General features: G+C 41.9%; 7 protein-coding genes, 7 tRNA genes and 1 rRNA gene (1 of these 15 only partly in view). 14 read left to right on the top strand and 1 reads right to left on the bottom strand.

Annotation, left to right across the window (positions count from 1 at the left end; all coding sequences use genetic code 11):
- The 8 genes from NAG76_04550 to NAG76_04515 all read left to right on the top strand — a co-directional run.
- A 23S ribosomal RNA gene (locus NAG76_04550) occupies nt 1-2,270 on the top strand; it begins 662 nt to the left of the window's first position.
- A gap of 175 nt (nt 2,271-2,445) precedes the next feature.
- Nucleotides 2,446-2,522: transfer RNA gene (locus tag NAG76_04545), tRNA-Met, on the top strand.
- Between the two features lie 5 nt (nt 2,523-2,527).
- Nucleotides 2,528-2,603, top strand: a tRNA-Val gene (locus NAG76_04540).
- A gap of 6 nt (nt 2,604-2,609) precedes the next feature.
- A tRNA-Met gene (locus tag NAG76_04535) sits at nt 2,610-2,685 on the top strand.
- Between the two features lie 32 nt (nt 2,686-2,717).
- A tRNA-Asp gene (locus tag NAG76_04530) sits at nt 2,718-2,794 on the top strand.
- A 15-nt stretch (nt 2,795-2,809) separates the two neighbouring features.
- A tRNA-Phe gene (locus tag NAG76_04525) sits at nt 2,810-2,885 on the top strand.
- A gap of 13 nt (nt 2,886-2,898) precedes the next feature.
- Nucleotides 2,899-2,983 (top strand) — tRNA-Tyr (locus tag NAG76_04520).
- A gap of 18 nt (nt 2,984-3,001) precedes the next feature.
- Nucleotides 3,002-3,077: transfer RNA gene (locus NAG76_04515), tRNA-Lys, on the top strand.
- A gap of 173 nt (nt 3,078-3,250) precedes the next feature.
- Here the strand turns inward: NAG76_04515 and ssuE are convergent.
- Complete coding sequence (gene ssuE, locus NAG76_04510) at nt 3,251-3,793, bottom strand: NADPH-dependent FMN reductase (GenBank protein ID URN95523.1); 543 nt, start codon at nt 3,791-3,793, stop codon at nt 3,251-3,253.
- Between the two features lie 242 nt (nt 3,794-4,035).
- On the opposite strand from ssuE, the gene NAG76_04505 reads away from it, so the two are divergent.
- The 6 genes from NAG76_04505 (at nt 4,036) to NAG76_04480 (ending at nt 9,845) form a co-directional block, all read left to right on the top strand.
- Nucleotides 4,036-5,157, top strand: a complete 1,122-nt coding sequence (locus NAG76_04505; protein URN95522.1) for a helix-turn-helix domain-containing protein — start codon at nt 4,036-4,038, stop codon at nt 5,155-5,157.
- Nucleotides 5,158-5,245: 88 nt separating this feature from the next.
- Nucleotides 5,246-6,367, top strand: a complete 1,122-nt coding sequence (gene ugpC, locus NAG76_04500) for a sn-glycerol-3-phosphate ABC transporter ATP-binding protein UgpC (GenBank protein ID URN95521.1) — start codon at nt 5,246-5,248, stop codon at nt 6,365-6,367.
- A 168-nt stretch (nt 6,368-6,535) separates the two neighbouring features.
- Nucleotides 6,536-7,474 (top strand): HPr(Ser) kinase/phosphatase, encoded by a 939-nt coding sequence (gene hprK, locus NAG76_04495; GenBank protein URN95520.1) that lies wholly within the window; start codon nt 6,536-6,538, stop codon nt 7,472-7,474.
- Between the two features lie 73 nt (nt 7,475-7,547).
- The gene (gene lgt, locus NAG76_04490) at nt 7,548-8,663 is read left to right on the top strand and encodes a prolipoprotein diacylglyceryl transferase (protein URN96765.1); all 1,116 of its coding nucleotides are present in this window, start codon (nt 7,548-7,550) and stop codon (nt 8,661-8,663) included.
- Between the two features lie 35 nt (nt 8,664-8,698).
- Complete coding sequence (ppaX, locus tag NAG76_04485; protein URN95519.1) at nt 8,699-9,352, top strand: pyrophosphatase PpaX; 654 nt, start codon at nt 8,699-8,701, stop codon at nt 9,350-9,352.
- A 1-nt stretch (nt 9,353) separates the two neighbouring features.
- Nucleotides 9,354-9,845: an acyltransferase gene (locus NAG76_04480; GenBank protein URN95518.1), complete on the top strand. Its 492-nt coding sequence runs from the start codon at nt 9,354-9,356 to the stop codon at nt 9,843-9,845.
- Nucleotides 9,846-9,882: the final 37 nt, after the last annotated feature.

Here is a 9,882-nt window from a genome sequence, read left to right as displayed (position 1 = left end):
AGACGGAGCCGCAGCGAAAGCGAGTCTGAATAGGGCGAATAAGTACGTAGTCGTAGACCCGAAACCGTGTGATCTACCCCTGTCCAGGGTGAAGGTGCGGTAACACGCACTGGAGGCCCGAACCCACGCACGTTGAAAAGTGCGGGGATGAGGTGGGGGTAGCGGAGAAATTCCAATCGAACTCGGAGATAGCTGGTTCTCCCCGAAATAGCTTTAGGGCTAGCCTCGGATTAGAGTGTCGTGGAGGTAGAGCACTGATTGGGTGCGGGGCCCGCCAAGGGTTACCAAGTCTAGTCAAACTCCGAATGCCACAGACATGTTATCCGGGAGTCAGACAGTGAGTGCTAAGATCCATTGTCAAGAGGGAAACAGCCCAGATCATCAGCTAAGGTCCCCAAGTGTGTGTTAAGTGGGAAAGGATGTGGAGTTGCACAGACAACCAGGATGTTGGCTTAGAAGCAGCCACCATTTAAAGAGTGCGTAATAGCTCACTGGTCGAGTGACTCTGCGCCGAAAATGTAACGGGGCTAAACACACCACCGAAGCTATGGCATGTACCTTAATGGTACTTGGGTAGGGGAGCGTTGAATATAGGTTGAAGTCAGACCGTAAGGACTGGTGGACAGTATTCAAGTGAGAATGCCGGTATGAGTAACGAAAAGACAAGTGAGAATCTTGTCCGCCGTAAGCCTAAGGGTTCCTGAGGAAGGCTCGTCCTCTCAGGGTAAGTCGGGACCTAACGCGAGGCCGAAAGGCGTAGTGGAAGGACAACAGGTTGAAATTCCTGTACCACCGAAAACCGTTTGAGCAATGGGGTGACACAGAAGGGTAGTGACGCGGACTGATGGAATAGTCCGTCTAAGTAGTGAGGCTTGTCGATAGGAAAATCCGTCGGCTATAAGGCTGGGCTGCGATGGGGAGCGAAAATTATAGTAGCGAAGGTCATGAGCTCCGGCTGTCAAGAAAAGCCTCTAGTTAGGTATAGGTGCCCGTACCGCAAACCGACACAGGTAGGCGAGCAGAGCATGCTAAGGCGCGCGGAAGAACTCTCGTTAAGGAACTCGGCAAAATGACCCCGTAACTTAGGGAGAAGGGGTGCCCCGGTAGGGTTAATAGCCCGAGGGGGCCGCAGTGAAAAGGCCCAATCGACTGTTTAGCAAAAACACAGGTCTGTGCGAAGTCGTAAGACGAAGTATACGGGCTGACGCCTGCCCGGTGCTGGAAGGTTAAGGGGAGTGGTTAGGGGTAACCCGAAGCTATGAACCGAAGCCCCAGTAAACGGCGGCCGTAACTATAACGGTCCTAAGGTAGCGAAATTCCTTGTCAGGTAAATTCTGACCCGCACGAATGGCGTAACGAATTGGGCGCTGTCTCAACGAGAGATCCGGTGAAATTTTAATACCTGTGAAGATGCAGGTTACCCGCGACAAGACGGAAAGACCCCATGGAGCTTTACTGCAACTTGATATTGAACTTTGGTACGATCTGTACAGGATAGGTGGGAGCCTTTGAGTCATGAGCGCCAGCTTGTGAGGAGGCGACGTTGGGATACCACCCTGATCGTATCGGAGTTCTAACCTGCTACCCTGAATCGGGTAGAGGGACCGTGTCAGGTGGGCAGTTTGACTGGGGCGGTCGCCTCCTAAAGAGTAACGGAGGCGCCCAAAGGTTCCCTCAGAATGGTTGGAAATCATTCGAAGAGTGCAAAGGCAAAAGGGAGCTTGACTGCGAGACCTACAAGTCGAGCAGGGACGAAAGTCGGGCTTAGTGATCCGGTGGTACCGCATGGAAGGGCCATCGCTCAACGGATAAAAGCTACCCTGGGGATAACAGGCTTATCTCCCCCAAGAGTCCACATCGACGGGGAGGTTTGGCACCTCGATGTCGGCTCATCGCATCCTGGGGCTGAAGTAGGTCCCAAGGGTTGGGCTGTTCGCCCATTAAAGCGGTACGCGAGCTGGGTTCAGAACGTCGTGAGACAGTTCGGTCCCTATCTGTCGCGGGCGCAGGAAATTTGAGAAGAGCTGTCCTTAGTACGAGAGGACCGGGATGGACGTACCGCTGGTGTACCAGTTGTTTCGCCAGAAGCATAGCTGGGTAGCTAAGTACGGACGGGATAAACGCTGAAAGCATCTAAGCGTGAAGCCCCCTTCAAGATGAGATTTCCCAATTAGTAAGACCCCTTGAAGACGACGAGGTTGATAGGTTCGGGGTGTAAGTGTAGCAATACATGTAGCTGACGAATACTAATCGGTCGAGGGCTTATCCTAACCATCTTTTCAAGCGCAAGCAAGAAAAGTACATTAAAACAAGCATCACTTTGGAGTTTTACCTTTCATATCCAGTTTTCAAGGTGCAAAAACCTTGTAACTAAATTATGATTTTATCAAAAATTATAGTTGACAAGTTCATCACAATCCAGTAAGATGGACAAGTCTTAATTGTGGCGGTGTAGCTCAGCTGGCTAGAGCGTACGGTTCATACCCGTGAGGTCGGGGGTTCGATCCCCTTCGCCGCTACCACAAATGGAGGATTAGCTCAGCTGGGAGAGCATCTGCCTTACAAGCAGAGGGTCGGCGGTTCGATCCCGTCATCCTCCACCATATTTTCGCAGGGTGGAGCAGTTGGAAGCTCGTCGGGCTCATAACCCGAAGGTCACAGGTTCAAGTCCTGTCCCCGCAACCAATTTTTACTGGATAGAAGAGTTTTACTAATACGGAGCTGTGGTGTAGAGGCCTAACATGCCTGCCTGTCACGCAGGAGACCGCGAGTTCGAATCTCGTCAGCTCCGCCATTTTTTCTTCTATTAGGCTCAGTAGCTCAGTCGGTAGAGCAAAGGACTGAAAATCCTTGTGTCGGCGGTTCGATTCCGTCCTGAGCCACCATATTTTCAACCGTGGAGGATTAGTGAAGTGGCTAAACACGGCAGACTGTAAATCTGCTCTCTTCGAGTTCGGTGGTTCGAATCCATCATCCTCCACCACAACTTCTATTTTAATAGGAGCCATTAGCTCAGTTGGTAGAGCACCTGACTTTTAATCAGGGTGTCGAAGGTTCGAGTCCTTCATGGCTCACCAGTTATGAATCGAACAGAGAGGGAAACCTCTCTTTTTTTGATTTTTAAAAAAGTTGATCAATTGACATGAGATTGTGATTAGAGAGATAACAATAAGTAATTTCATACTGCAATAGCAAGGGTCGCTTTACAAGTAGTTTTCTAAATACTTGTAAAGCGACCCTTTTGTATAGACTATTTCTGCAAATAGTTAGTTAACTCTTGCACAACCTCTGAAAGTCTAGATTGTGTATCTACATCTATTGTAAATACATACTCACCAGATTCAAGTTGCTCACGAGTAATTGAAGAATCAGTAGCAAAAATACTCTTTGTATATTGGCGTGCTCCCATAGACGCTAGTACAGGTTTCAAGGAATAATCAATAGAAAGTAAATGTGCCATGGAACCAGCAATGAAGACGGGAGTAATAATCTTGCCCTCAAATCCTTTTTGCGGCAATAGGTCGATATATGCTTTTAATACACCTGTAAAAGAAGCTTTATATACAGGACTTGCAATAATTACAGCATCTGCTTGTTCGATTAGCTCATTAGCAGCGATAATATGTGGGCTATTAAAACGTGTATAGACTAGATCTTCTGGGGGTAAATCTACTACATTAACTGCAGCGGTTTGAAACCCAGCATCTGATAATGATTGACGAATATAATTAGTCATACCGATAAGGCGTGAGCTAGCGTTCGGACTGCCTGATAAAATAACAACCTTATGCATAATTGTACATTATCCTCCTAAAACTTTTTATTGCTTAATTAATATGCTTTCTACTACACAAAATAGCTTAGAAAGCTAATGACTATGCAAATAAAAGTATTTATATATGTGTGTATAAACTGCTATCAAGCGTATCACGAAGTAACGATAAGGGTCAAGAAACAAGAACACAGGTTAATTGTATTCCAAACCCATTAATATGGTACAATGACGGAAACTGCATCTATGGGAGAGTGTCAAGTATGAGCGTTATAGATATGACGAAACAATTAGAACAAATATTGAATTGTTCTGTTCTGCGCAGCAATAGAAGTTTGGAAGATATCGCTATATTTATGGGACCTTCGTACGAGAACGCTATTATAGAAAAGGGACAGTATATTGAAGGAAAACATGATTGTTGGTTAGTGATGGATTTGTTCGCAGATTATTGTGAAGTGATTGAATTTCAGCAGAAAGCGTTAAGTGCAACAGAAATGCAACTTATTGCGATTCTACTATTAAATAGAACGAGTGTAACACTCGATAACCAATATGCAGGTATGACGAAAATTGAGAAACAAGCAACAAAATTAGGTGAATGGCTACAAAGTCAAATGGATGTACATGCAACGAGATCAAATATACCAGAGCATCTTATTATGTCGAGTTCTCTCTATCATGAGATGATTCCGATTCTACTAATTGCTGATAGTTCCATGCAATCCCATAGTAGTTATGCTGAATTAGACAAGCTCCTTCGCTCCTTCCTATCTGAAGATGTGTTACTTATTCCATTGCCGCATGATGAATGGTTAATATGGGGACCAACTTCATTACTTAGAGATGATGATTCTTTCGATTCAGATCTTATGAACGAAGAGACAATGGAGGATAGTTTATCTAATATTGCTCATGGCCTACATGATATGCTAGCTAGCGAATGGATTGGCGAAAGTCAGCTTGCAATAACTTATCCTATAGTACCCGCTAAATCAATGGTTGAGACTGTAGGACAGTTAAGAGAGAGTATTCATATCGGACGTAAGTTTCATGTAGGAAACAACATACATTTGCCATGGCTACTTCAATTAGAAGTACTTCTACATGCAATACCTGAAGTTCATCGTCAGAAGTATTTAGAACAATCATTAAAACGTGCTGAACTTTTTGTAGAGCCAGAAATGTTAGCTACTTTAGAGACATTTTTCAATCTGGATTGTAATGTGAGTGAAACGGCAAAAAAATTATATATTCATCGAAACACGCTATTATATCGTTTAGATAAGTTGAAACAGGAGACGGGGCTTGATGTTAGATTGTTCCGAGATGCTGTATTAGTGAAGATAATTTTACTATTGTACAAAGTTACGAAAACACATTAAGTTTTTTGTAAAGTATGTGCATAGTCAACACACTACACTTAGGATAAGATAAGGACATAAGAAAATTTCACTTTAGGGGGAAATACACATGGCAGGCGTACGTTTAGAAGGAATTTATAAAAAGTATCCAGGAACTGAAAGAGCTTCCGTAACTGATGTTAATCTTGATATTAAAGACAAAGAATTCTTGGTACTAGTTGGTCCGTCTGGTTGCGGTAAATCAACAACTCTTCGTATGATCGCTGGTCTTGAAGAAATCTCTGAAGGTAAACTATTCATCGGCGACCGTTTGGTAAACGATGTAGCTCCAAAAGATCGTGACATTGCGATGGTATTCCAATCCTACGCATTGTATCCACATATGAACGTATACCAAAACATGGCTTTTGGTTTGAAACTACGTAAATTCAAAAAAGCTGATATCGACAAACGTGTTCGTGAAGCAGCTACTATTCTTGATATTGTACATTTGTTAGATCGTAAGCCAAAAGCTCTTTCTGGTGGTCAACGTCAACGTGTTGCACTTGGTCGTGCGATCGTTCGTGAGCCTCAAGTATTCCTTATGGATGAGCCACTTTCTAACTTGGATGCAAAACTTCGTGGACAAATGCGTGCGGAAATCTCTAAATTGACTAAACGTCTAGAGACTACAACAATTTATGTAACGCATGACCAAATCGAAGCAATGACAATGGGTGACCGTATCGTTGTAATGAAAGATGGTTTCATTCAACAAACAGCTTCTCCTGAAGAACTGTACAACAACCCAGTTAATATCTTTGTTGCTGGTTTCATCGGATCTCCATCCATGAACTTCATCCCTGGTACAATTGCAGAGCAAGGTGGCGAAGTTAAATTCAAAGCTAGTGGCGTAGATGTAGTTGTTCCTGAAGGTAAAGCAGCTGTTCTTCGTTCTAAAGGATTCATTGGTAAAGAAGTTGTTCTAGGTATTCGTCCAGAAGATCTTCATGAAGAGCCAGTATTCCTAGAAGCTTCACCAAAAACTATCGTTTCAGCTAACATCGAAGTTGCTGAAAACCTTGGTCATGAAATGTACCTATACCTTAACGGTATCGGCACTGACTCTGTAATCGCTCGTGTAGATGGTCGTTCTACACTACGTGATGGCGCTACAGTTAAACTTGCAATCGATATGAATAAAGTTCACATCTTTGATAAAGAAACTGAACTTAACATTTTCGAAAACTAATTTGTTACTAAGGCCTCACTGCAAACTATTGCGGTGGGGTTTTATTTATTGCAGGTAATTATATCCTTTTCGAAAAGAGCCCTAACATTGCGTTTAGGCTCTTTTTGCTATACCATTGAGACATGAGGTACAAAGGTTTATGGATAGTTATTGGAGGAGGAAATAAGTATGCCGAAGAAAGTAAAGGTAGCTGAACTCGTTAGACATTTCCAACTGGAAGTTCTATCAGGGGAAGATGGATTAAAACGCTTAATTACCGTAGATGATTTGTATAGACCTGGCTTAGAGATGGCAGGTTATTTTCACTATCACCCAATTGAGCGTATTCAAATATTAGGGCGTACTGAAATATCGTTTATAAGTATGCTTCCAAGTGAAGAAAGACGCGAACGTATGCGTAAAATTTGTTTGGAGGAAACACCTTGTATCCTTATTTCTCGTGGTTTGGAAGCACCAGATGAGCTTATTGAATTTTCGAATGAAACACAGATCCCTGTATTGCGTAGTAATATTGCAACTACGATATTATCTAGTCGCATTACAGATTTTCTAGAAAATAAACTAGCTCCAACAGCTACTATTCATGGTGTACTTGTTGATGTGTATGGTATAGGTATGCTAATTACTGGTGGTAGTGGGATTGGTAAAAGTGAAACTGCTCTAGAGTTAGTGAAACGTGGACATCGTCTAATTGCTGATGATGCAGTGGAAATTAGACAAACATCTGATGGCAAGTTAACAGGTACTGCACCTGAACTTATTCGTCATTTACTTGAAATTCGTGGACTAGGCATTATCAATGTGATGACGTTGTTCGGAGCAGGTGCTGTTCGTACGCAGAAACGAATTGGATTAGTTATTCGACTTGAAAATTGGCAACAAGACAAACAATATGACCGTTTAGGTCTTGATGAAGAAAAAACTCAAATTATTGAAACAAACGTACCGCTCGTCACGATTCCTGTAAGACCTGGACGTAACCTTGCAGTAATTATTGAAGTGGCAGCAATGAATTTCCGTTTGAAACGAATGGGTTATAATGCAGCATTACAATTTACGAACAAATTAACAGAGACAATCGCAGATGATATGGATGATTACGATTGAGAAACTAGTAATAGTGTAGCTGTAATAACAATTGAAAGGGTGAATTTAATTGGAGTTGGTGCTTAATCCAACCATGTTGGAAATTGGTCCATTAGTCATTCGTTGGTATGGTGTTATTCTTGCACTGGGTGCAGTAGTAGGTCTGCTATTAGCTATTCAAGAAGGTAAAAGATTTGGTATTAAGTCTGAATTTTTTATGGATTTATTATTAATCGGAGCTCCAACAGCGATTATTGCCGCAAGGATATACTATGTAGCATTTCAATGGGATCATTATAAAAACAATCTTGGCGATGTATTTAAAATATGGGAGGGCGGCATTGCGATTTATGGCGCAATAGCTGGCGCGCTTATATGTGGATATTTCTTCAGTAAAGCTAAAGGATATAGTTTCTGGCGAATTGCTGATATTTGTGCTCCCGGGTTATTAGTAGGTCAAATGATAGGACGCTGGGGTAACTTTGTTAATCAAGAGGCTTATGGTGGCCCTGTAGAGGAATCATTTCTAAGAGATACATTACATCTTCCGAATTTTATTGTTGAACAGATGTACATAATAAAAGATAGCACTTTTGTTCATCCAACATTTTTGTATGAATCACTTTGGAGTTTGTTAGGCTTGCTCCTATTATTCGTAATTCGTCGTCGTAGCTTCTTACGTGAAGGAGAATTAATCGCTACTTATATTGGTTGGTATTCTCTTGGTCGTTTCTTTATTGAAGCACTTCGTACAGATAGCCTTGGATTTACGGGACCAACATGGCTAGCTAACCTAATTAATGGATTATGGACGCCGATGGAAGCTGTATTCCAACAAGGTTATTTGTCTCCAGCTTACGGTAATATTCGTAGTTCGCAATTAATAGCTTTACTGCTAGTTCTAGGTGCGATTACTTTCATTGTTGTACGTCGTCTCAACATTAAAACAATCACTTATTATAATGATCCGCTTATTTCTACGAAGGCAGTAGCTGCTGTAGGGGGGGGGCAAGTAGTAGATAAAGATACAAAGAATTCACCAAAAAAATCATCTAAGAACAACACTGACAGTACAACTACTATCGTAGATTCTAAATCGGATTCACCAAAGAAATCAGATAACCAAGGTTCAGATTCTAAGGCGGAACAACATGCTGATGAAGGTGGTCATGCTGATACATCAGGTGGAGATAGTGGTGGCGGAGAGTAATCAACAATAATGAAAAGATTGAAGGATGACATAATATGAGAGCATACGATACAGTTCTATTCGATTTGGATGGTACTATACTAGATACGAATGAATTAATTATTAGATCTTTTATTGAAGCGCTAGATGGTTATGTTGATGCTGATTTTAATCGAGATCACATTATTCCTTCAATGGGTGCGCCGTTAATAGATCAGATGAAGCGTTTTTCTGGATTAGATGACGTAGCACATCTTGTTGATGCCTATCGTGAAGTTAATTTAAGGTTACATGATGAGTACGTTAAAGCATTTGATTATGTACTTGAAGTGTTGGAACGTCTACATACTGATGGTGTAAAGATAGGTGTTGTAACGACGAAAATGCGTTTAACTACCGATCGCGGATTAGCTTTTGTAGATATTGCGAAATATATGGATGCGGTTATTACGATTGATGACGTAGCCAACGCTAAACCTCATGCAGAGCCTGTTCAAAAGGCATTAGCACTACTAGGTGTAGGTCCGAAAAAAGCACTGATGGTAGGTGACAGTACAGTTGATATTTTATCGGGAATTAATGCAGGCGTTGATACTGTAGCTGTTGCATGGTCAATGAAGGGTGAGCAAGTGCTGAAAGAAGCGGGTGCGAAATACGTCATTCATGATATGCGTGATCTATATGTGATTGTAGGATTGGAGATTAACTAATTTGCGGAAAATTACTCGTTATCCAATAGAAGGACCTAATGCCCTGTGGCAGGTGTATTCTACAGTTAGTTATTGGAAAGCCATTCGTAACTTTATAGCCATTCAGATTGCACGCTACTGTCCCAATCTTTCAATGAAAAATTGGATATATCGGAGCGTTTTAGGTATGAAGGTGGGTCAACATACGGCATTCGCTTTAATGGTAATGGTTGATGTGTTTTTTCCTGAAAAAATTACAGTTGGCAATAATAGCATCATTGGATATAATACGACGATATTAACGCATGAATATCTTATTAAAGAGTACCGACTTGGCGAAGTACATATTGGCGCTAATGTTATGATTGGTGCCAATTGCACAATACTACCAGGAGTTACAATTGGTGATAACGCTGTAGTTGCTGCAGGTTCGCTTGTACATAAAGACGTCGCGCCGAATAGTTTTGTTGGTGGTAATCCAATGACCGTTATAACGGAACATAGGAATGAGTAATATCAATACCCTTATTGTTAATATCTGATCAACAGAT

Source organism: Candidatus Pristimantibacillus lignocellulolyticus, from assembly GCA_023639215.1.
GTDB lineage: Bacteria > Bacillota > Bacilli > Paenibacillales > Paenibacillaceae > Pristimantibacillus > Pristimantibacillus lignocellulolyticus.
Note: the sequence above shows the minus strand (reverse complement) of the source record. Positions and strands in the feature narration are given on the sequence as shown.

Bases quoted from the DNA above. Each gene is read 5' to 3' on its own strand.
- ssuE (URN95523.1), bottom strand. From the start codon at position 3,793: ATGCATAAGGTTGTTATTTTATCAGGCAGTCCGAACGCTAGCTCACGC.
- lgt (URN96765.1), top strand. From the start codon at position 7,548: ATGTTGGAAATTGGTCCATTAGTCATTCGTTGGTATGGTGTTATTCTT.
- NAG76_04505 (URN95522.1), top strand. From the start codon at position 4,036: ATGAGCGTTATAGATATGACGAAACAATTAGAACAAATATTGAATTGT.
- ppaX (URN95519.1), top strand. From the start codon at position 8,699: ATGAGAGCATACGATACAGTTCTATTCGATTTGGATGGTACTATACTA.
- hprK (URN95520.1), top strand. From the start codon at position 6,536: ATGCCGAAGAAAGTAAAGGTAGCTGAACTCGTTAGACATTTCCAACTG.
- ugpC (URN95521.1), top strand. From the start codon at position 5,246: ATGGCAGGCGTACGTTTAGAAGGAATTTATAAAAAGTATCCAGGAACT.